At 64.6% G+C, this 20,634-nt stretch carries 18 protein-coding genes; 12 read left to right on the plus strand and 6 right to left on the minus strand.

Features of this window, described 5'->3' with window-relative positions; all coding sequences use genetic code 11:
* Nucleotides 1-20 precede the first annotated feature (20 nt).
* From AC6H0W_RS02820 to AC6H0W_RS02830, 3 genes are read left to right on the plus strand one after another with little or no spacing between them, the layout of a single operon-like run.
* Nucleotides 21-2,822: a sensor domain-containing protein gene (locus tag AC6H0W_RS02820; RefSeq protein WP_497575595.1), complete on the plus strand. Its 2,802-nt coding sequence runs from the start codon at nt 21-23 to the stop codon at nt 2,820-2,822.
* A 5-nt stretch (nt 2,823-2,827) separates the two neighbouring features.
* Complete coding sequence (locus AC6H0W_RS02825) at nt 2,828-3,616, plus strand: CbbQ/NirQ/NorQ/GpvN family protein (protein WP_497575596.1); 789 nt, start codon at nt 2,828-2,830, stop codon at nt 3,614-3,616.
* Nucleotides 3,617-3,623: 7 nt separating this feature from the next.
* Nucleotides 3,624-5,174 carry a nitric oxide reductase activation protein NorD gene (locus tag AC6H0W_RS02830; RefSeq protein ID WP_497575597.1) on the plus strand — a complete coding sequence of 517 codons (1,551 nt, stop codon included), beginning with the start codon at nt 3,624-3,626 and terminating at the stop codon, nt 5,172-5,174.
* A gap of 158 nt (nt 5,175-5,332) precedes the next feature.
* Here AC6H0W_RS02830 and AC6H0W_RS02835 read toward each other — a convergent pair whose 3' ends face one another.
* The 4 genes from AC6H0W_RS02835 to AC6H0W_RS02850 all read right to left on the minus strand — a co-directional run bounded on the left by AC6H0W_RS02835 (nt 5,333) and on the right by AC6H0W_RS02850 (nt 11,503).
* Nucleotides 5,333-5,458, minus strand: coding sequence for a hypothetical protein (locus AC6H0W_RS02835; protein WP_497575598.1), 126 nt, complete (start codon nt 5,456-5,458; stop codon nt 5,333-5,335).
* A 327-nt stretch (nt 5,459-5,785) separates the two neighbouring features.
* A complete protein-coding gene (locus AC6H0W_RS02840) occupies nt 5,786-7,186 on the minus strand; it encodes an efflux transporter outer membrane subunit (protein ID WP_497575599.1) in 1,401 nt (466 codons plus the stop codon).
* Nucleotides 7,183-10,335, minus strand: a complete 3,153-nt coding sequence (locus AC6H0W_RS02845; protein ID WP_497575600.1) for an efflux RND transporter permease subunit — start codon at nt 10,333-10,335, stop codon at nt 7,183-7,185. The genes AC6H0W_RS02840 and AC6H0W_RS02845 overlap by 4 nt, the downstream gene beginning before the upstream one ends.
* 10 nt (nt 10,336-10,345) lie before the next feature.
* Nucleotides 10,346-11,503, minus strand: a complete 1,158-nt coding sequence (locus AC6H0W_RS02850; protein ID WP_497575601.1) for an efflux RND transporter periplasmic adaptor subunit — start codon at nt 11,501-11,503, stop codon at nt 10,346-10,348.
* 108 nt (nt 11,504-11,611) lie between these two features.
* Between AC6H0W_RS02850 and AC6H0W_RS02855 the strand changes: the two genes are divergently transcribed.
* The 8 genes from AC6H0W_RS02855 (at nt 11,612) to AC6H0W_RS02890 (ending at nt 19,036) form a co-directional block, all read left to right on the plus strand.
* Entirely contained in the window at nt 11,612-12,217 is a 606-nt protein-coding gene (locus AC6H0W_RS02855; protein ID WP_497575602.1) for a TetR/AcrR family transcriptional regulator, read from the plus strand.
* A 305-nt stretch (nt 12,218-12,522) separates the two neighbouring features.
* Nucleotides 12,523-13,233 (plus strand): DUF481 domain-containing protein, encoded by a 711-nt coding sequence (locus AC6H0W_RS02860; RefSeq protein ID WP_497575603.1) that lies wholly within the window; start codon nt 12,523-12,525, stop codon nt 13,231-13,233.
* 241 nt (nt 13,234-13,474) lie between these two features.
* Complete coding sequence (locus AC6H0W_RS02865) at nt 13,475-15,106, plus strand: AAA family ATPase (protein ID WP_497575604.1); 1,632 nt, start codon at nt 13,475-13,477, stop codon at nt 15,104-15,106.
* 316 nt (nt 15,107-15,422) lie between these two features.
* A complete protein-coding gene (locus AC6H0W_RS02870; protein ID WP_497575605.1) occupies nt 15,423-16,121 on the plus strand; it encodes a FadR/GntR family transcriptional regulator in 699 nt (232 codons plus the stop codon).
* A 10-nt stretch (nt 16,122-16,131) separates the two neighbouring features.
* Nucleotides 16,132-16,926, plus strand: coding sequence for a transporter substrate-binding domain-containing protein (locus AC6H0W_RS02875; RefSeq protein ID WP_497575606.1), 795 nt, complete (start codon nt 16,132-16,134; stop codon nt 16,924-16,926).
* 73 nt (nt 16,927-16,999) lie between these two features.
* Nucleotides 17,000-17,668: an amino acid ABC transporter permease gene (locus AC6H0W_RS02880; protein ID WP_497575607.1), complete on the plus strand. Its 669-nt coding sequence runs from the start codon at nt 17,000-17,002 to the stop codon at nt 17,666-17,668.
* On the plus strand, nt 17,668-18,321 hold the full coding sequence (locus AC6H0W_RS02885; RefSeq protein ID WP_497575608.1) for an amino acid ABC transporter permease: 654 nt from the start codon (nt 17,668-17,670) through the stop codon (nt 18,319-18,321). The genes AC6H0W_RS02880 and AC6H0W_RS02885 overlap by 1 nt, the downstream gene beginning before the upstream one ends.
* The gene (locus AC6H0W_RS02890; RefSeq protein WP_497575609.1) at nt 18,308-19,036 is read left to right on the plus strand and encodes an amino acid ABC transporter ATP-binding protein; all 729 of its coding nucleotides are present in this window, start codon (nt 18,308-18,310) and stop codon (nt 19,034-19,036) included. Before AC6H0W_RS02885 ends, AC6H0W_RS02890 begins: the two co-directional genes overlap by 14 nt.
* Nucleotides 19,037-19,058: 22 nt before the next feature.
* Here the strand turns inward: AC6H0W_RS02890 and AC6H0W_RS02895 are convergent, their stop codons facing one another.
* The gene (locus AC6H0W_RS02895; RefSeq protein ID WP_497575610.1) at nt 19,059-19,427 is read right to left on the minus strand and encodes a thiol-disulfide oxidoreductase DCC family protein; all 369 of its coding nucleotides are present in this window, start codon (nt 19,425-19,427) and stop codon (nt 19,059-19,061) included.
* A 75-nt stretch (nt 19,428-19,502) separates the two neighbouring features.
* Here AC6H0W_RS02895 and AC6H0W_RS02900 point away from each other — a divergent pair, with 75 nt between their 5' ends.
* Nucleotides 19,503-19,931 (plus strand): GFA family protein, encoded by a 429-nt coding sequence (locus tag AC6H0W_RS02900; RefSeq protein ID WP_497575611.1) that lies wholly within the window; start codon nt 19,503-19,505, stop codon nt 19,929-19,931.
* A 61-nt stretch (nt 19,932-19,992) separates the two neighbouring features.
* Here the strand turns inward: AC6H0W_RS02900 and AC6H0W_RS02905 are convergent, their stop codons facing one another.
* Nucleotides 19,993-20,517, minus strand: coding sequence for a hypothetical protein (locus AC6H0W_RS02905; RefSeq protein WP_497575612.1), 525 nt, complete (start codon nt 20,515-20,517; stop codon nt 19,993-19,995).
* Nucleotides 20,518-20,634: the final 117 nt, after the last annotated feature.

Consider the following 20,634-nt stretch of genomic DNA (forward strand, 5'->3'; position numbering starts at 1 on the left):
TAGATCACAACGGGATCAGCATGAGTGTGGACAGCGCACCGGGAGCGGGGCGAATTCCAGGGCCGCAGGCATTCGGCAGCACGGATGACGCCATGCGGCTGGCGCAGTTCTCGGTCGAGCATGCCTCGGACGCCGTGTTCTGGATACGCGAGGACGCGACCGTGTTCTACGCCAATCTGGCGGCATGCCGATCGTTGGGACGCACGCGCGAAGAAATTCTCAACATGTCGGTGGGCGATATCGACCCAGCCTACGATGCGTCGCTGTGGCCTGCGCATTGGGCGGCACTGTGCGCCGCAGGCTCCCTGACGTTCGAGAGCGAGCACCTGGCGCGCGATGGTCATCGCATTGCGGTCGAGATCAGCGCCAACCACATCACCTGCGGCGATCAGTCGTTCAACTGCGCGTTTGCGCGGGACATTTCCGAGCGAAAGCGTGTCGAGGCCGTGTTGCAGGACAGCAGCCGGCGCTTCATGGATCTGGTGAACAACGTTGAGGGCGTGGTGTGGGAGGCCGACGCGCAGACCACCACCTTCAACTACGTCAGCGATCAGGCCGTGCGCATGTTCGGTTATCCGGTCGAGCGCTGGTACGAGCCTGGTTTCTGGGCCAGCCGTATTCATCCCGACGATCGCTCGTGGGCCGTGACCTACTGCCTGGAGCGCTCGCTCAAGCTCGAAACGCATGCCTTCGACTACCGCTTCGAATGTGCCGATGGGCGCATCGTGTGGCTGCATGACGTGGTCAGCGTGGTGGCCGACGAGCACGGCGCGCCGGCTTTGCTGCGCGGCATTCTGGTGGATGTTACCGCAAGCCATGAGGCACGCGAGAAGTTGCGGCTGCTGGCGGGGGTGTTCGAGCACGCCCACGAGGGCATCATGATCACCGACACTACGCCGGTCATTCTCGACGTGAACCCGGCGTTCAGCGCCATCACCGGCTACCCGCGCGAAGATGTCATCGGGCGCGATCCGGAAATGCTGCTGCCTGCCCGGCGCGGCGTGGATGCGCTTGCCCGTGCAGCCAATGCGGCGGGCGACGTGTGGCGTGGCGAAACCTGGGGCCGCCGCCGCAACGGCGAGGTGTACCCCGAGCTGCGCAGCGTCAGCGCCGTGCGCGGGCCTGATGGTGAAATCAGCCACTATGTGACGGTGTTCTCCGACATCAGCCAGATCAAGGAGCACCAGAAACGCCTCGAGAAGCTCGCCCACTACGACGCCCTCACCCACCTGCCCAACCGCGTGTTGCTGGCCGAGCGGCTGCAACGCGCCATCGAGCACGCCAAGCACGACGGCAGCCTGCTGGCGGTCTGTTACATGGACCTCGACGGCTTCAAGCCGGTGAATGACCGCTACGGCCACGCCGCCGGCGACCGCCTGCTGGTCGAGCTCGGCCACCGTCTGCGCAACGCGCTACGCGATGTCGATACCGTGGCCCGCCTGGGCGGCGACGAATTCGCCATGCTGCTCGGCGATCTCGATGACGAAGGCGCAAGCGATCAGGTGCTGCGGCGCCTGCTCGAGACGGTGGCGCAGCCTTTCCACATCGGTGGTGGCGACAAGGTGACGCTGTCGGCCAGCATCGGCGTCACGCTCTATCCGCACGATCTCAGCGACGCCGACACCCTGGTGCGCCACGCCGACCAGGCTTTGTATGTGGCCAAGCAACAAGGGCGTAACCGTTTCCACGTATTCGATTTCGAGCACGATCGTCGTGCCCGCGCACACCAGGAAACCCTGCTTGGCATCGAGCAGGCACTGCTCGCGCAGCAATTCGAGATGTATTACCAGCCGCGCGTGAACATGCGCACCGGCCGCGTTGCCGGAATGGAGGCGCTGATCCGCTGGAATCATGCTGAGCGTGGCCTGCTCGCGCCGGGCGCTTTCCTGCCGATGATCGAAGACACTCCGCTCGCACAGCGATTGGGTGACTGGGTGTTGACCGAGGTTTTGGGGCAGATGCAACGCTGGTGGAAAGCCGGGCTCAAGCTCGGCATCAGCATCAACATTGCCGTCAGCCACCTCTCGCGCGCAGGTTTCGCATGTGATCTTGCCAAGCTGTTGGCCGAGCATCCCGGCATTCCGCCGCACAGCGTCGAGCTGGAAGTGCTCGAAACGGCTGCGCTTGACGACATCGCCCACGTTTCATCGCTTATCCGCGAGTGTCAGGCGTTGGGCGTGCGCTTCTCGCTCGACGATTTCGGCGCCGGCTATTCGTCGCTCACCTATCTGCGCCGCTTGCCGGCCGAAACGCTCAAGATCGACCAGTCCTTCGTGCGCGATCTGCTTGGTGATCCGGGTGATCTGGCGATCGTGGACGGCGTCATCGGCCTCACCCGCGCCTTTGGACGCGACGTTGTGGCCGAAGGCGTCGAAGGGGCCGAGCACGGCGTGGTGCTGATGCAGCTCGGGGCCGAAATGGCACAGGGCTATGGAATCGCCCGCCCGATGCCGGCCAAGGACGTGCCCGGCTGGGTGGCGGGCTGGAAGCCCGACCCCTTGTGGGCACAATGGGGCACCGACGAATGGCCGCGCGAGCATCTTCGCCTGCTCGTCGCCGCCATGCAGCTGTACCAAGAGGCACGCGGTGCGGGCGCCCCGCGTCAGGAGTCGCCATGTGACTTTGACGCTTGGTGTACCCTTCACGGCCTTGAACGCTATCGTTCGGAAGCCTTGTTCGCCCGCGTGGCCGAAGCCCATGCCGCCCTGTGCGCGCTTGAGCACGAGCCCCACGGCCCCGGCCTGACGCGGCGCATGATGCAACTCTGCGACGAAATCCTCGAACACATGGCAGCCATTGCGCGCCAGCCACGAACCGCCTGAACCCCATGAGCACCGAAAACGAACTCCCCTATTACGAACCCGTCGGCAACGAGATCGAGCTTTTCGAGCGCGCCTGGCGCAACCACTTGCCGCTGCTCATCAAAGGCCCCACCGGCGTCGGCAAGACGCGCTTTGTCGTGCACATGGCGGCTCGCCTCGGCCTGCCGCTGTACACCATCGCCTGCCACGACGACCTCACCGCCGCCGATCTGGTCGGCCGCCACCTCATCGGCGAGGGTGAAACCTACTGGAATGACGGCCCGCTCACGCGTGCCGTGCGCGAAGGCGGTATCTGCTACCTCGATGAAGTGGTCGAGGCCCGCAAGGACACCACCGTGGTGCTGCACCCGCTGGCGGACGACCGCCGCGTGCTGCCCATCGACCGCACCGGTGAGCTGCTCGAAGCTCCGCCCAACTTCATGCTGGTGGTGTCGTACAACCCCGGCTACCAGAATTTCCTGAAGGGCATGAAGCCCTCGACGCGCCAGCGCTTCGTGTCGCTGCGCTTCGACTTCCCCTCCGCCGAGGCCGAGCGCACCATCCTCACCGGCGAAACCGGCTGCAGCGACGAGGTGGCCAGCAAGCTGGTCGAAATCGGCCGCCAGATCCGCGTGCTGAAGAACGTCGACCTGGAAGAAGTCGCCTCCACCCGTCTGCTGGTGTATGCGGCTCGCCTCATCCACGATGGCATGGAGCCGGTGGAAGCCTGCAGCGCCGTGCTGGTGGAAGCCCTCACCGACGACGAAGACGTGGCCGCCGCGCTGCTGGAAGTCATCCGCTCCGTGTTCGGCTGACGCAGCCATGGAGTTTTCCTCCAGCACGGTGATGCTGCGCGACATCGAGCGCACCACTGCCACCCTGTTTCGCGCGCTGGGCCGTGACCCCATTCTGCGCGTGGCGGCCGGCCGCGCCGAGCTCGGCGCCTGGCGCGATGGTGACGTGCTGTGCCTGCCGCAGTGGCTCGATGCCTGTGGTGACGCCCGCCTGAATCGCGAGCTGTACCTGTGGTTCGTTGCGCTGGCCGTGCATTTCGACGAGCCTGAACAGCTGTCTGACTGGCCGGCTGCCAACGCTGCCGCCATCGAAACGGTGCTGGCACGTTACCCCGGTTTTGCGCGGCGTCATGCCCGTTTGCTGGCAGCGCTGGGCGACCCCGTTCGTCTGCATTTGCAGCCGCCTCCGCGCCGCGCCGACGGCGGCCCGCGCGGCACGCTGCGCCTGCGTGAAGACAGCGACGAGGAGCGCGAAAACCTCAAGCGCAAGGCCGAGAGCATCACGCACACCATCAAGATGGACAAGCCGGCCGCCATGGCCGAGTTCATCCGCGTCACGCGTGACCGCAACGAGCTCTCCGACGAGCCCGCCGCCCCGCCCACCGCCGGCGCCGAAGGCACCACGGCCAGCGCCCGTCTGCGTTTCGATGTCGAGACTGCCAACCAGCCGCATGAAGACCTGCCGCTGGGCGACGGCATGCCCGCCGACGAGTGGGACTACCGCAAACGCATTCTGCTGCCCGGCCACTGCATGGTGCAGGAGCTGCTGGGCCGCAGCAGCGGTGGTCAGGCGTTGCCTGAGCGCCTGCGCAAGCACGCCATGCGCCTGCGTCACCAGTTCGCTTCGCTGGTGCCGCAACGCCAGTGGATTCGCGGCCAGCCCGACGGCGCCGAGCCGGATCTGGATGCCTACGTGCGCCTGCACGCCGATCGCATCGCCGGCGGTCAGGCGCGCGAGCAAAACCTCTACATCGCCCAGCGCAACCGCGAGCGCGACCTGTCGTGCATGGTGCTGGCCGATCTGTCGCTGTCCACCGAGGCCCGCGTGTCGCAGTCGCAATGCGTCATCGACGTCATCCGCGACAGCCTCATGCTGTTTGCCGAGGCCTTGTCGGCCACCGGAGATCGTTTCGGGTTGTACGGCTTCTCGTCGCAAACCCGAGCGCAGGTGCGCTTCCACCGCCTGAAAGAGTTTGCTTCACCTTGGGATGACGCCGCCCGCGGTCGCGTCGCCGGCCTCAAGCCCGGCTTCTATACCCGCATCGGCCCGGCCATTCGCCATGCGGTGCGCACGCTGGAGCGGCAAGACACGTCCTTGCGCGTGCTGCTCATCCTCACCGACGGCAAGCCGCACGATATCGATTACTACGAAGAGCGCTACGGCATCGAAGACACCCGCATGGCCGTCATCGAAGCCCGCCGCAAGCGCATCAAACCCTTCTGCATCACCATCGACCGCGAAGGCTCAAGCTATTTGCCGCATCTGTTCGGGGTGAATGGCTACACGGTGCTGCGTCGGCCGGAAGACCTGACGGCGAGGTTGCCGATGCTGTACGCGCAGCTCACCGGGCAGAACTGAACGCCGGCGCTGTTTTGCGGCGCAGCGTGCAGGCAGTGGGGTGGGTGTCGGAAGGACCCCGGTAACGGAGATGGAAATGAAAAGGGCGCCCTTTTGAGGCGCCCTTCAATGCTCGGCTCTGCGGGTTTGTGCCCGGCAGACAACCGGCAATTTCAACTTCATGCGACGAAACGGCCGATCAGCGAACCGATCGCGAAAGCCGAAACTACAGCGGTAACGATCCAGGTCGCCATGACTTCACGGCGGGACGGCTCGTAGCCAATGTTCGAAATGTGGCTGGACATATCAACTCCTTTGTTACGTGGTTTAGGAGTTGTCAGTATATGAACCGCTTGACATCGATGCCAATCGAATGTTAACTCACTGGCATAAGAAAAACTTATTCAAGTTCCTCAAATGAATCAGTTGCTTGCGAGCAGATTGTCCATAAAGTAAACGCATGCGCCCATAGAGCCGATGATCGCGCCGTGCGTCTGCGACGGACTCAAAAAATGCTTAAAGCATTTCATCGGGCTTCAGCCTGAAGCCTGCGCTACGCTGCCGGGCGTGCTCCAAGATGAAAGAAGGGGCGCCGCGGCGCCCCTTCTTGATTCGCGGCATTCGTCGGCGATTTACTTCCAGCCGCCCCCGAGCACCTTGTACAAGGTTACGAGGCTGTTTGCATCGGCCAGCTCCACCGCCACCAGTTCTTGCTGCGCGGCGTACAGCTGGCGCTGCGCGTCGAGCACGCCGAGGTAGGAATCCACCCCGCCCTTGTAGCGGGCTTCCGACAAACGGAAGCTCTCCGACGTGGCGTCGAGCAGGGCGCGCAAGGCGGTGAGGCGCTCGTCGAGCGTGGCGCGCTCGGCGAGTACATCCGCCACTTCGCGGAAAGCCCCTTGGATGGCGCGTTCATACTGCGCCACGGCAATTTCGCGATCGATGCGGCTGACCTCGACCTGGGACGACAGGCGCCCCGAGTTGAAGATGGGCACCGAGATCATCGGCATGAACGCCCAGGTGCGCGTGCCGGACTCGAACAGACCTGACAGGCTGCTGCTGGCAGAGCCAGCCGAGGCGGTGAGCGAAATGCGCGGGAACATGGCCGCGCGTGCCGCGCCGATGTTGGCGTTGGCGGCGAGCAGGCGGTATTCGGCTTCGAGGATGTCCGGGCGGCGCACCAGCACGGTGGAGGGTACGCCAGACGGCAGACTCGGCAGCGTAGCGTAGCCGTCGAGATTGTCGGGCAACAGGCTCTCGTCGAAGCTGCCGCCGACAACCAGCATCAAGGCGTTGCGGCCTTGTGCGACGAGCGCCTCGAAGCGCGCCGCATCGGCGCGCGCGCGCTCAAGGCTCGTGCGTACCTGGTTGAGTTCCAGTGCAGACGCCACGCCCAATTCTTCGCTGCGTTGTGTGAGCTCGAAGGACTCGCCCTGCGCGCGCAGGGTGTCGCGTGCAATGGCGAGCAGGCGTTGGTCGGCAGAGAGCGACAGCCAGGTGCCGGCCACCTCGGCCACGAGGCTGATCTGGGCGGCACGGCGGGCCTCGGTGGTGCCGAGGAATTCTTCAAGCGCGGCTTGGTTGAGGTTGCGCACGCGACCGAAAAAATCCAGCTCGAAGCCGGTGAAGCCGATGTCGGCGGCGTATTGGCGCACGACCGTAGAGTCACCGGTTTGCGACACGTCCGCTGAGACGCGCTGGGCGGTCTGGCTGGCCCCGATGTCGATGGTGGGGAAGCTGTCGGCGCGGCGGATGCGGTACTGGGCGCGTGCGCGCTCGATGTTGAGCGAGGCCACGCGCAGGTCGCGATTGTTGGCCAGTGCCTGCTCGATCAGCGCCTGCAGGCGTGGCTCGGTGAAGAACTCGCGCCATTCGATCTGATCGGCGGGGACGGTGTTGGCGTCCTCGGCGCTCTCGGCGGCTTGATTCCATTCGGTCGGTATCGGCGCTGCGGGGCGCTCGTAGTCCGGCGCGAGATTCATGCAGCCGGACAGCACCAGCACGGTCAGCAGGGAAAGTGCAGGGGCTTTCATTTCAGGGTCTCCTGCGGCGTGGCAGCGTCATCGCGCTTCTTGCGGCTGAAGAGACGCAGGATCACGACGTAGAACAGCGGAATGAAGAAGATGCCCAGCGCGGTGGCAGACAGCGTGCCACCGAGCACGCCGGTGCCGATGGCGTTCTGCGCGCCGGAGCCTGCGCCGGTGGCGATGGTCAGCGGCACCACGCCAAGGCCGAAGGCCAGCGAGGTCATCAGAATGGGGCGCAGGCGTTGGCGTACGGCGATCAGCGTGGCTTCGATCATGTCCTTGCCTTCGGCCATCTGCGCCTTGGCGAACTCGACGATCAGAATCGCGTTCTTGGACGATAGCCCGATGATCGCCAGCAAACCCACCTGGAAGAACACGTCATTCGACATGCCGCGCCCGGTGGCGGCCAGCAATGCGCCGAGCACGCCCAGCGGGATCACCAGCATCACCGCGAACGGGATCGACCAACTCTCGTACAGCGCCGCGAGACACAGGAACACCACCAGCACCGACAACGCGTACAGCGCCGGCGCTTGTGAGCCGGAACGGCGTTCCTCATACGAGGTGCCGCTCCATTCATAGCCGAAGCCTTGTGGTAGTTTCGCCATGATCTCTTCGACCGCCTGCATGGCATCGCCCGACGACAGGCCCGGCGCCGCCTGACCGAGAATCTCCACGGCCGGCTGGCCGTTGAAGCGTTCCAGGCGCGGCGGGCCATACGTCCAGTGCGATGTGGCAAACGCCGAGAACGGAACCATCTCGCCGGCGGTATTGCGCACGTACCATTTGTCGAGGTCTTCCGGCAGCATGCGTGCCGAGGCGTCACCCTGCAGGTACACCCGCTTGATGCGCCCGCGGTCGATGAAGTCGTTCACGTAATCGCCGCCCCAGGCCGTGGACAGCGTGTCGTTGATCTGCGCTACCGTCACGCCCAGCGCGCCGGCACGGGCGTGGTCGATGTCGAGCTGGTATTCGGGCATGTCCTCTTGCCCGTTCGGACGAACGCCGACCAGACGCGGGTCTTGCGCGGCCATGCCGAGGAACTGGTTGCGTGCATTCATCAGTGCGTCGTGGCCCTGGCCGAGGCGGTCCTGCAACTGCACGTTGAAGCCGCCGGAGGTGCCGAGCTCGAGCACCGCGGGGGGCACGAAGGCGAACACCATGGCCTCGCGGATCTGCGAGAAAGCGCCCATCGCTCGCCCTGCCACCGCCTGAATGCCTTGCTCTTCGCGCGTTCGCTGATCCCACGGGTGCATGTTCACGAAGCCGATACCCACGTTCTGGCCCTGACCACCGAAGCTGAAGCCGGCCACGGTGAACAGTGCGCGGACGTTTTCCTTTTCGTCTTCGAGGAAGTGCTTTTCGACCTTGCGCAGTACGTCGAGTGTGCGCTCCTGCGTGGCGCCCGCGGGCAGTTGAACCTGGGTGAACATCACGCCCTGGTCTTCGTCCGGCAGGAACGAGGTGGGCATGCGCACGAACAGCAGGCCGAGCACCACGACAATGGCGAGGTAGATCGCCAGGAAGCGTGCCGAGCGGCGCAGGATGTAGCTGACCGAAGATTCGTAGCGCTGCTGATTGCGCTCGAACGTGCGGTTGAACCAGCCGAAGAAGCCGCTGAACCAGCCGCCGCTGCTATGACCGTGACCCTGTGGCACCTGCTTGAGCATCGTCGCGCACAGCGCAGGCGTGAAGATGATGGCGACCAGTACGGACAGGCCCATCGCCGACACGATGGTGATCGAGAACTGTCGGTAGATCACGCCGGTGGAGCCACCGAAGAAGGCCATCGGCACGAACACCGCCGACAGCACCAGGCCGATTCCGATCAGCGCGCCGGTGATCTGGTCCATCGATTTTCGTGTGGCTTCGCGGGGCGACAGCCCCTCCTCGGTCATGATGCGCTCGACGTTTTCCACCACCACGATGGCGTCATCCACCAGCAAGCCGATGGCCAGCACCATGCCGAACATGGTCAGCATGTTGATCGAGAAGCCGAAGGCCGCCATCAGGCCGAAGGTGCCGAGCAGCACGACCGGAATCGCGAAGGTCGGAATCAGCGTGGCGCGGATGTTCTGCAGGAACAGGAACATCACCAGGAACACCAGCACCACCGCTTCCAGCATGGTCATGACGACCTTCTGGATCGAGATGCGCACGAACGGCGTGGTGTCATACGGCACCACCGCCTCTACACCCGGTGGGAAGAACTGCTCCATTTCCGCGAGAGACGCGCGGATGGCGTTAGCTGTTTCGAGCGCGTTGGCGCCTGCGGCCAGGCGCACGCCGATGCCCGCTGCCGGTTGGCCGTTGAAGCGCGCCACCGTGCCATAGTTTTCTGCGCCGATTTCGACGCGCGCAACGTCACGCAGGCGCACCTCGCCACCCGAGGCAGCGCTGCGCAACAGGATGTTCTCGAACTCTTCGGCAGATTGCAGGCGGCTTTGTGCCGTGATCGTGGCGGTGAAACCCTGACCCGGAACGGCGGGCGTGCCACCCAGTTGGCCGGCAGTAACCTGCGTGTTCTGCGCCTCGATGGCGCTGCGTACATCGCCCGGCGTGAGCTTGAAATTCACCAGCTTGGCCGGGTCGAGCCACACTCGCATGGCGTACTGCGAGCCGAAGATCACCACCTCGCCCACGCCGGAGACGCGCGACAGCGGATCCTGCACGCTTGCCACAAGGAAGTCGGCCAGATCGACGTTGGTCTGCGACCCGTCGTTCGACACGAAGCCGATCACCATCAGGAAGTTGCGTGCCGATTTGGCGACCTGAACACCTTGTTGCTGCACCGCCTGCGGCAGCAACGGCATGGCCAGCTGCAGTTTGTTCTGCACCTGCACCTGCGCGGTGTCGGGGTTGGTGTCGGCGCTGAAGGTCAGCGTGATGGTGGAGCGCCCGAAGGAGTCGCTCGACGAGTTGAAGTACAGCAGGCCGTCGAGGCCGGTCATGCGTTGTTCGATGACCTGCGTGACGGAGTCTTCCACTGCCTGGGCAGAGGCGCCCGGGTAGGTGGCGTTGATGGCGATGGCGGGCGGCGCGATGGCCGGATACTGCGACACCGGCAGGTTGAGGATCGAAAGCGTGCCCGCCAGCATGATGACGATGGCGATGACCCACGCGAAGATGGGTCGGTCGATGAAGAACTTGGCCATGGTTGCGTCCTCAGCGCGCTTCGTCGGCGCTGACGACGCTTACTTTCGCGCCGGGCCGGATGCGTTGCAGCCCTTCTACAACGACGCGATCACCCGGCTCCAGGCCCGAAGAAACCACCCATTTCTCACCCGTGGCGCGCGCCACCGTCAGCGTGCGCTGCTCGATCGTGTCGTCTTCCTTCACCACCATGGCGATGGCGTTGCCGCGCGGATCGCGCTGGACGGCAGCGTGCGGCAGTTGGATGGCGTTCTCGTTCACGCCCTGATCGATGCGGGCGCGCACATACATGCCGGGCAGCAGGCGCTGATCGGGGTTGGGTACCAGAGCACGCATGGTGACGGTGCCGGTGCCGGGGTCCACCGTGACTTCGGAGAAGGCCAGCTTGCCCTCGTGTTCGTACTCCGAGCCGTCTTCGAGAATCAGCTTCACGGGGGTTTCACCCTCGCTGTTGCGGTGGATGCGGCCGGCTTCGATGGCGCGGCGCATCTGCATCAACTCGGTGCCCGACTGGGTCAGATCGACATAGATCGGGTCGAGCTGCTGCACGGTGGCCAGCGCATGATCCTGATTGGCGGTGACCAGCGCGCCGGCGGTGACGGTGGAGCGGCCGATGCGCCCGGCAATCGGGGCGCTCACGCGGGTGCGCTCCAGATCGATGCGAGCGCGCGACATGTTTGCACGTGCAGAAGCGATTTCTGCCTGGCCCTGTTTGTTGGTTGCCACGGCATCGTCATAGGCCTGCGTGCTGACGGCCTTGATTTTCACCAGTTCGGCGAAGCGCTCGGCGCGCACGCGTGCCGCCTCGGCGTTTGCCTCGGCGCGTGCCAGGGCAGCTTTGGCGCTTTCGAGTTCGGCCGCGTAGGTGTCGGGGTCGATGCGGTAGAGCAGTTCGCCGGCCTTCACTTCAGCGCCTTCGGTAAACAAGCGCTCCTGGATGATTCCGCCCACCTGCGGCCGGATTTCGGCGACCTGGAACGGCGTCGTGCGGCCGGGCAGTTCGGAGGTCACGGGGGCGGCTTCTCCGTGCACCTCGATCACCGCCACCTTTGGCGCCTGTTGCGGTGGTGCGGCGGCTTGATCTTTGCCGCCGCAGGCAGAAAGCAGGAGGAGGGAGGCTGCCGCTGTGGCCAGCAGACCGGAGGGGCGGAATCGGGGAAGGGAGGGCATGGGGATCTCGGAAGGGGTCCGGAAGACGCAGTATTTTAGAGTGATTGTTCTAGTTCGAGCGCTCATTCTATGTTACGGTGCACTGCATGACAAGCTCGGATTCCCCGCATGACCGCCGTACACAGCGCCGTTGAAACCCCAGCCAGCCCTCGGGCCGAAGCCCGCCGCGCGCAGATCCTGAACGCTGCGCGGGCCTGTTTTAGAGAACACGGTTTCCACGGTGCGAGCATCGCCCGCATCTGTCAGGCCTCGGGGATGAGTCCTGGCCATGTGTATCACTACTTCCGCAACAAGGAAGACATCATTGCCGCCATTGTCGAATATGACGTGGTGCGCATCCTCGCGTTCCATGAACAAATGCGTACCTCTACCGATATCCGTAGCACCGTGCGCGAGTGTGTGGCGGAGGGGGTGGCCAGCAAGCTTGACCCGGGCGAGGCCGCATTGAAGCTCGAGATCGTCGCAGAAGCGGCACGCAATCCGCGCGTCGCCGAACTCGTGCGTGCGGTTGATCGCCGTCTGCAGGACAGCTTGGCGGAAACCATGCGCGCCGTCGGTCTGTTCAAGTCGGAAGAAGCGCAGGAAGAGTGCATCGAGATGCTGTGCATTCTGTTCGACGGGCTGCTGGCGCGTGGGGTGCGCAACCCCGGCATGGATGTGGCCGTAGTCACGGAGCGGTATCAGCGCCGCGTGCTCGAATTGATGGGGTTGTGACGGGCTCCCTACATTCTTTTACGAAATGTGGTTCGAGCCGGCGTTGGCGTTTCCCGATTTTTGATGTCGACGGTGTGCTTTTCTCGCTAAGTCGCTGTGTTTTAGGCGAAGTTGTGGCATTTACGCGCCGCTGCTGAGAGTTGCTCTCAGCCATTCGCATGGCATCGACGAAATGCCGCCAAGCGCCCCCTGCCTTTGAAATGCCTTGGCTTGACTGCTAAGTTCGGGCAATTCCCGGGCTGGCCAGTCTCCTGAGGAACCTCCGGTTCGGGTCATCCCAAAGCCCGAACAGGAGAACCAACAAGATGAAGAAACACGCCCTGGCTGTCGCGGTCGCGATGGCTGCTGTTCTGCCCGCGCATGCCGACGAGTGGACCGGCGGTCTCGAGCTTGGCTTCTCGAACACGGCTGGCAATAGCCGTGACACGACGCTCAATACCCGCTTCGATCTCAAGTACGAAAATGAAGTCTGGCATCACGAATTCTTCGGTGACGCCTACTACGCCCGTGCCGACGGCGAGAAGAGCGCCGAGCGCTACACCCTGGGCTACAAGCCGCGCAAACTGCTGTCCGACCGCGATTATCTGTTCGGCACCCTGCGCTACGAGCGTGATCGCTTCTCGGACATCCTGTCACGCTGGACAGGTCTGGGCGGCTACGGGCGTACGCTGTATCGCACCCAGGCCACCGAGCTTGAGGCTGAGGTCGGTGCCGGTGTGCGACGCACGCGCTACGACCTGAACCCCGACAACCTCAATGGCAGCGAGCCGATTCTCTACGTCGGTGGCCGCTTTGCGCATGAGATCTCCGATACCGCCAAGTTCGTACAGACCTTGCGACTGGAATTCGGCAACGACAACAACTGGACCGAGTCGATCAGTTCGCTCACCTTGCGGGTGACCGATTCCATCTCGGCCAAGCTCAGCCACACCATTCGCCACAACAGTGCCATCGAAGGCGCGCGGGGCAAGCGAACCGATCAGATCACCGGTGTGAACATGGTCTACAGCTTCTGATTCCGCCACATCGCCGCGGCTTCCAAACCCTTGCACGTTGATCTATAGTGGCCCCGCCGCTGAGGCGGCAGGTGGCTGGCTTCGCATGGGCGTTCGCGCTCGCGAAGGGCTTTGCCAGAGCGCGGAAACAGCGTGACTGGCCAGGATTGGCGGCTTCCGGGCACGGAAGCCGTTTTCATTTGAGGGGGTCGCGAGGGCTCCCGTGGGCCGCGCGAACCGACGCCGCGGCGATGGAGTGGCAATGGATCTCGAGATTTCCGAAACCCTGCTCAACCGTCTGCTCGGCAGCATCGACCGTGACAGTGATCTGGGCAAGCGGCTGGCCGAGAGCGCCGTGTATCACGGCCGCAGCGTGGTGCCGAGCCGGCTCTTCGACGTGCCGGCGCTGGATACCTTCCACGGCCTGTGCGAGGCGGTTGGCGACCGCACCACCATGCTGCAGATTGCCGCGCTGCGCCGCATTCGCAGCGAGCCGGGCGGCATCGGCGTGGACAACCTCGAGGTGTTCATCCCGGCGCTGGTTGCCTACCTCTTCAAGGACATCGAAGACGGCTGGCTGTACCGCCGCAACAAGGATGGCGTGCTGCTGCCGTGGCTGGTCAGCTACGTGCGCATGGTGAACCCTGATCACGGCTCGCCCTATGTCATCGTCGGGCTGATGGCCAACACCATCTGGTCGGCGCACAACGAAGTCTCCGAAGACCCGATGCGCCGCCACGGCGGCATGACCAATGCCATCGTGTTCTACCGCTACGACCTCGACGGCAAGACCATTCCCGACCTGCTCGCCGAGCGCGGGTATTTCAAGGAAACCGCCGAGCTCAAAGAGGAATACCTGCAGCACGAGCGCCGCTTCCTCGAGCTGCAGCCGCGCTTCGGCATGCAGTTCTCGTGCCGCAATGCGATGTTCCTGTCCAAGGGCCCGCAAGACACCGAGTTCATGAAGCTGCCGCGCGGCGTGGTGGCCAAGTGCGTGAACGACGAAGGCGTGCTCGAACGCAGTTTCGACTTCAATGCCGACACCACCTTCTGGCGTGAGCTGGGCATCCCCTGTGGGTTCGAGCGTGTGCCGCTGCACTGCTACCTGAACCTGTTTCATCTGGAGCTGCACCGCAACGTGTGGGTGCACGTGCAGAACCTCGAGCCCTACGAATACAAGCCCGAGCTGCGCGACAAGCTGGTGTTGCCCGACTCGCACCGCGACCTCATCGACATCCTCACCTCCGACATGGACGTGCTGGTGGACGACATCGTCGAAGGCAAATCCGGCGGCACCATCATCCTGTGCCAGGGCGCACCGGGCCTGGGCAAGACGCTCACCGCCGAGGTGTATTCCGAAGTCGTCGGCAAGCCGTTGTACCGCGTGCATTCGGGCCAGCTCGGCATCACCGCCGAGTCGGTCGAGGCCAACCTGTCGACGGTGCTGCAACGCGCCGCGCGCTGGGACGCCATCATGCTGCTCGACGAGGCCGATGTGTACATCCGCTGCCGCGACAACGACCTGCAGCACAACGCCATCGTCGCCGAGTTCCTGCGCACGCTGGAGTACTTCAGCGGCTTGCTGTTCATGACCACCAACCGCATCGACGACGTGGACGACGCCATCCTGTCGCGCTGCATCGCCACCATCAAGTACGACATTCCGCCGCGCGACGCGGCGCTGCGCCTGTGGCACACGCTGGCGCGGCAGTTCAACGTCAGTCTGGATGACGCCCTGATCGAGACGCTGGTGGATACCTACGGCGAGGCCAGCGGGCGCGACATCAAGGAGCTGCTCAAGCTCACCGCACGTTTCTGCAGCAGCAAGAACATCCCGCTGTCGGCCGAGGCCTTTGCGCAGTGCGCGGTGTTCCGCGGCCTGGGCCGCAACTGAGGCCGCTGCACGTCGGGTCTTAGCAGAAGGCCATGCCGGCTTCCGGCATGGCCTTCTGCTCATTCTGCGCGGCTTCGAGCCGGCCGCTCGGCGCGTGATTCCTCTCTTCTGATTCCCTCTGCACCATCCGTGGGCAAAGCGCACTCAGCCGCTTGCCGCGTTGGTGCGTGCGCCCCCTCTCGTGTTTCTTCCGATCAGTACCGACATCGCAGGTTTGCCCGTCCCGAAAGGGAAAACCGCCTTCTGGCACGCCTGATGCTTTAACTGGCCTGACTGGTCTGACCAGACCTTAACCCAGCCACTTAAAAGCAGGCCCATGCCCAGTATTGCCAGCATCGCCGCGCAAGCGCTTCAACGCCGCATCGTCTCGGGCGAGTTCGCCCAGGGCGCCCCTTTGCCGTCCCAGCGCGATCTGGCCGAAAGCCTGAGCATCAGCCGCGCCTCGCTGCGCGAGGCGGTGTCGATGCTCGAGGCGCTCGGCCTGGTGCGCTCGCAGGCCGGCAAAGGCGTGTTCGTGACCTGGGGCAGCAAGGCCGGGCTGGCGCACTTGCCCGCCGGCCCGTCGGCCACACCGCCGCATGCGCTGTTCGAATTCCGCCATGCCATGGAGCCGGTGTGGGCCGGCCTTGCCGCGCTGCGGGCTTCGCCGGCAGATGTGGCCGCGCTGTGGGCCATCCAGCACGACATGGAAGACGCGCTGCGCGCGGGCGACCTGGTGCAGGCCTCGGAGCTGGATCTGCACTTTCACCTGCAGCTGGCCGAGCTGTCGGGCAACCCGCTGATGCGCGCCGTGGCTGCCCAGTTCAGCGCGCAGATCGCCCACAGCCTGCGCCTGCCGTTCAACGACGTCGGCAGCATGTGGTCGCCTGCCGACGAACACCGCGTCATCCTCGCCGCCATCGAGGCGGGTGATGGCGCATTGGCCACGCAGGCCATGCGCGCGCACCTCGACAGTGCCGCCCATCGCGCCGGAATCGAGTTTGTCCGTTGTGAACCTTCCCTCACCCGTTCGTAGGAGTCTCGCCATGCAGATTCATCGTCGCAGCTTCATCCAGAACCTTCTCGCCGGCGCGGCGCTGTTCGCCTGCGTCGCCCTGCCTGCCCACGCCGATGCACTCGAAAGTGTGCAGAAGAACGGCACCTTGCGCGTTGCCGTGCCGCAGGATTTCCCGCCCTTCGGCAGTGTCGGCACCGATCTCAAGCCGCGCGGCTACGACATCGACATGGCCAACCTCATCGGCAAGGAGCTGGGTGTGAAGGTCGAGCTGGTGCCGGTGACCAGCACCAACCGCATTCCCTACCTGACCACCGGCCGCGTCGATCTGGTGATCTCCAGCCTCGGCAAGAACGCCGAGCGCGAGAAGGTCATCGACTTCTCCGACGCCTACGCGCCCTTCTTCAACGGCGTGTTCGGCCCCAGCGATGTCGAGCTCAAGGATGCCGCCGCCCTCGACGGCAAGACCGTGGGCGTGACGCGCGGTGCGGTGGAAGATCTGGAGCTCACCAAGATCATTTCCGACAAGGTCACGGTGCGCCGCTTCGAGGACAACAACTCCACCATCTCGGCCTACCTCACTGGCCAGGTGCAGTTCATTGCCACCGGCAACGTGGTGGCCGCGGCGGTGGGCGACATGACCAAGCGTCGCAGCATCGAGCCCAAGTTCCTCATCAAGAACTCGCCGTGCTACGTGGCGGCGAACAAGGGTGAGGCAGCCCTGCTGGCCAAGGTGAATGAAATCATCGCCAAGGCCAAGACCGACGGCTCGCTGGAAGAAATCAGCCAGCGCTGGCTCAACGCACCGCTGCCGAAAGACCTGTGATCAACCCCTTGCGGGCGCGGCGCTGAGGGTGCCCGCAAGCCGTCTGATCTGATCACCCCGACCCGGAGCCGCCATGGCGTATCAGTTCGATTTCCAACCGGTGTTCGCCAACAGCGACATGTTGCTGCAGGGCGCCGCTGCCACGCTGGGCCTGACCGCCGTGGGCACGCTGCTGGGCATCAGCCTCGGCATCGTCGGGGCGATCTGCCGCGCCTGGCGCATCCAGCCGTTCTCGACGCTCTTCGGGGTGTATGTGGAGGCCATCCGCAACACACCGTTCCTGGTGCAGTTGTTCTTCATCTTCTTCGGCCTGCCGTCGCTGGGCGTGAAGCTCAGCGGCTGGGAGGCGTCGATTCTGGCGATGGTCATCAACCTCGGTGCTTATTCCACCGAGATCATCCGCGCCGGCATCATCGCCACCCCGCGCGGGCAGATCGAAGCCGCAGCGTCACTGGCACTCAACCGTGCGCAGATCTTCATTCACGTGGTGCTGCGCCCGTCGCTGGCGCGGGTGTGGCCGGCGCTGGTGAGCCAGGTCATTATCGTCATGCTGGGTTCGGCGGTTTGCTCGCAGATCGCGGCAGAAGAGCTCACGTTCGCTGCCAACTACATCCAGTCGCGCAACTTTCGCGCGTTCGAGACCTTCTTTGTCGCCACCGCCATGTACTTCGTGCTGTCGGTGTTCGTGCGCTGGTTGCTGATGCGGTTCGGTCAGTGGGTGATCGTCGGGAGGGCGCGCTGATGTTCGTCGAATTCACCACTGCGGACATCCTCCGCAACCTCCTTGCCGGCGGCAAATGGACGCTGCTGCTGTCGCTTGTGGCCTTCGTGCTGGGCGGCACGGTGGGGCTCGTCATCCTGTTCCTGCGCATCGCCAAGAACCGTGCGTTGCAGTGGCTTACCAAGGCCTACATCGAGGTCTTCCAGGGCACGCCGCTGCTGATGCAGCTCTTCATCGTGTTCTTCGGTCTGCCGCTGCTCGGCGTGAACGTGTCGCCGTGGATTGCGGCTTCGGTCGGGCTGACGTTGTTCACCAGCGCATACCTGGCGGAAATCTGGCGGGGCTGCGTCGAAGCCGTGCCGCGCGGCCAGTGGGAGGCTTCCTCCAGTCTGGCGCTGGGCTTCACCCAACAGATGCGCTACGTGATCCTGCCGCAGGCGCTGCGGCTCGCCATTCCCCCGACCGTCGGCTTTTCGGTGCAGGTGGTGAAGGGCACCGCCGTGGCGTCGATCATCGGCTTCACCGAACTCACGCGCACGGGCTCCATGCTGGCCAATGCCACCTTCCAGCCCTTCATGGTGTTCGGGCTGGTGGCGGTCGGCTACTTCGCGCTGTGCTACCCGCTTTCGCTGTACGCCAAGCATCTGGAAAGGAAATTCCATGTCGCTCGTTAAGATCTCCGGCCTCCACAAGCATTTCGGCAGCAACCATGTGCTCAAGGGCATCGACCTGAGCGTCGAGCAGGGCGACGTGGTGGCCCTCATCGGCCGCAGCGGTTCGGGCAAGAGCACGCTGCTGCGTACCATCAACGGCCTCGAAGCCATCGACGACGGCGAACTCATCGTCGACGGCACTGCCCTGCACGGCGGCAAGGGCGACTTGCGTGCGCTGCGCCAGAAGGTCGGCATGGTGTTCCAGCAGTTCAACCTGTTTCCGCACCTCACCGCTGGCGAAAACGTGATGCTCGCGCCCACCGTGGTGAAGAAGCTTAAAAAGCCAGAAGTGGAAGCCATCGCCCGCGAAATGATGGATAAAGTGGGGCTATCGGACAAATTCGACAGCTACCCCGATCAGCTCTCCGGCGGGCAGCAGCAGCGCGTGGCGATTGCTCGCGCGCTGGCCATGAACCCCAAGGTGCTGCTGTGCGATGAAATCACCTCGGCGCTCGACCCCGAACTGGTCAGCGAGGTGCTGGCGGTGGTGCGTCAGCTTGCTGCTGAAGGCATGACGCTGATCATGGTCACCCACGAAATGCGCTTTGCGCGCGACGTCGGAAACAAGCTGATCTTCATGCACCAGGGCCGCATCCACGAAAGCGGCGACCCCAAGGTGATCCTCAGCGACCCGCAAACCCCCGAGCTCGCCAACTTCACCCGCTCTGTGATGTAGCCCGCGTTGGGTCGCGCGAGGGTCAGCCCCGCCCCTCGCGCCGCAGCCGTCGATCCACCATCACGCGATACGCCCGCGAACACAGCCCGCGCACGCCCGGCAACCCGATCAGCCACGCCACGGGCTTGAGCACCCACACCCGCGACATCAGCAGAATGTAGGCATCCATCTCGCGCCGCACCGTGCCGTCCGGCGCCCGCACGTGCAGTTCGCGCAGTGCCGCATCGGGCTCGATGCCTTCCGCGCGCAACTCGTCATCGCGCCCGGTGATGTCACACCACTCCACGTCCCGCCCGCCTTCGCCGGCAAGGCGTTCGTAGTTGGCTCGGTCGCGCCTGCAGGTCGTGCAGGCGCCGTCGTAGAAGACGGTGATGGGGTTTTCTTCAGGCATGGCTCTCCTCCCCAGTGAGTGTGGCATGCAGGGGCTTGTTATGCTGTGACAAGCGTTTGAGTGGAGGTTCGGACGATGTCGGAAAAAGAGGTTTCGGGTGCATGTCTGTGCGGCAGCGTGAAGCTGCGCGCCACGGTGAAAGACGCGGTGTATGGCGTGTGCCATTGCAGCATCTGCCGCAAATGGGGCAGTGGGCCGATGTTTGCGGTGGAGTGTTCCGAGGTGCCGGAGATCGAGGGGGCGGAGCACATCCGCACCTATGCCTCTTCGGAGTGGGCTGAGCGGGGTTTCTGCGGTGAGTGCGGCACGCATCTGTTCTACCGTTTGAGACAGCAGGATTTCTATGCCCTGCCGCTGGGCTTGCTGGAAGAAGGCGACTGGCGTTTCGACCACCAGGTGTTCATCGACGAGAAGCCGGCGCATTACGCGTTTGCCAACAAGACGCACGACCTGACCGGGGCCGAGGTGTTCGCGCAGTTCGGCGCGGCGGACGATCAAGCGTAGGTCGGCATGAGCGCAGCGAATTCCGACGATGCTGCGGTTGCAGCCAGCGACGTCGCCAGCGCTATGAGGGCGTGTCGGCCTCGCTGCTGAAAGCCTCGATGGCGGCGGCCATGGCGGTGTCCCACGGCTCGGGCACGGTGTCGCGCAGTTGCAGGGCGAGTTTGCGGGCGTAGCGTGGGCCGGATACGCCAGCGATGAAGTGCAGCGCATCGTGGATGGCGTGCATCACGCCGGCTTCCGAGACGGCGGCGTTGATCTCGGCGGCCATGGCGTCGGCGGCCTCGCTGCGCATCAGGGTGAGCATGTCGAGCATGTAGATCTTGGCGACTGCGGGCGAGCGACGCGGGCGTGGAAGTGGTGCCGGGGCGGGCGGCACGGGCTCGGGCGCGAGCGCCGGCATGGCGATGAAGCCGGCGGTGGCGAGCTGTTGCAGCCGTTCGGCGGTCTGCGGGCCGAGCAAGGCGGCGAGTTCGTCGAGCGGGCGTTTGCCGTCGCACAGGATCAGCAGGCGACGTTCCGCCGGGCCCAGCGCGGGGTCGCGCGCAGCCAGTGCGGTGCGGGCAAGTTCGGTTTTGGCCGGATGCATGGATAGACGCCAGTCGGGTCGCGGGAGCCCAACGCTGCCGCAGGCAGGTTACGTGGCGATGAAGGGCGCGCCGGGCACGTTCAGCGGCCGCGTGGCGGCACTGCACAGTCGCATTAC

The organism is Pseudazoarcus sp. NS20 (genome assembly GCF_059703745.1).

Coding starts and splice junctions, on each gene's coding strand:
- AC6H0W_RS02820 (WP_497575595.1), top strand. CDS start 21: ATGAGTGTGGACAGCGCACCGGGAGCGGGGCGAATTCCAGGGCCGCAG.
- AC6H0W_RS02830 (WP_497575597.1), top strand. CDS start 3,624: ATGGAGTTTTCCTCCAGCACGGTGATGCTGCGCGACATCGAGCGCACC.
- AC6H0W_RS02905 (WP_497575612.1), bottom strand. CDS start 20,517: ATGCATCCGGCCAAAACCGAACTTGCCCGCACCGCACTGGCTGCGCGC.
- AC6H0W_RS02850 (WP_497575601.1), bottom strand. CDS start 11,503: ATGCCCTCCCTTCCCCGATTCCGCCCCTCCGGTCTGCTGGCCACAGCG.
- AC6H0W_RS02900 (WP_497575611.1), top strand. CDS start 19,503: ATGTCGGAAAAAGAGGTTTCGGGTGCATGTCTGTGCGGCAGCGTGAAG.
- AC6H0W_RS02860 (WP_497575603.1), top strand. CDS start 12,523: ATGAAGAAACACGCCCTGGCTGTCGCGGTCGCGATGGCTGCTGTTCTG.
- AC6H0W_RS02885 (WP_497575608.1), top strand. CDS start 17,668: ATGTTCGTCGAATTCACCACTGCGGACATCCTCCGCAACCTCCTTGCC.
- AC6H0W_RS02880 (WP_497575607.1), top strand. CDS start 17,000: ATGGCGTATCAGTTCGATTTCCAACCGGTGTTCGCCAACAGCGACATG.
- AC6H0W_RS02895 (WP_497575610.1), bottom strand. CDS start 19,427: ATGCCTGAAGAAAACCCCATCACCGTCTTCTACGACGGCGCCTGCACG.
- AC6H0W_RS02845 (WP_497575600.1), bottom strand. CDS start 10,335: ATGGCCAAGTTCTTCATCGACCGACCCATCTTCGCGTGGGTCATCGCC.
- AC6H0W_RS02855 (WP_497575602.1), top strand. CDS start 11,612: ATGACCGCCGTACACAGCGCCGTTGAAACCCCAGCCAGCCCTCGGGCC.
- AC6H0W_RS02870 (WP_497575605.1), top strand. CDS start 15,423: ATGCCCAGTATTGCCAGCATCGCCGCGCAAGCGCTTCAACGCCGCATC.
- AC6H0W_RS02865 (WP_497575604.1), top strand. CDS start 13,475: ATGGATCTCGAGATTTCCGAAACCCTGCTCAACCGTCTGCTCGGCAGC.
- AC6H0W_RS02890 (WP_497575609.1), top strand. CDS start 18,308: ATGTCGCTCGTTAAGATCTCCGGCCTCCACAAGCATTTCGGCAGCAAC.
- AC6H0W_RS02840 (WP_497575599.1), bottom strand. CDS start 7,186: ATGAAAGCCCCTGCACTTTCCCTGCTGACCGTGCTGGTGCTGTCCGGC.
- AC6H0W_RS02825 (WP_497575596.1), top strand. CDS start 2,828: ATGAGCACCGAAAACGAACTCCCCTATTACGAACCCGTCGGCAACGAG.
- AC6H0W_RS02875 (WP_497575606.1), top strand. CDS start 16,132: ATGCAGATTCATCGTCGCAGCTTCATCCAGAACCTTCTCGCCGGCGCG.
- AC6H0W_RS02835 (WP_497575598.1), bottom strand. CDS start 5,458: ATGTCCAGCCACATTTCGAACATTGGCTACGAGCCGTCCCGCCGTGAA.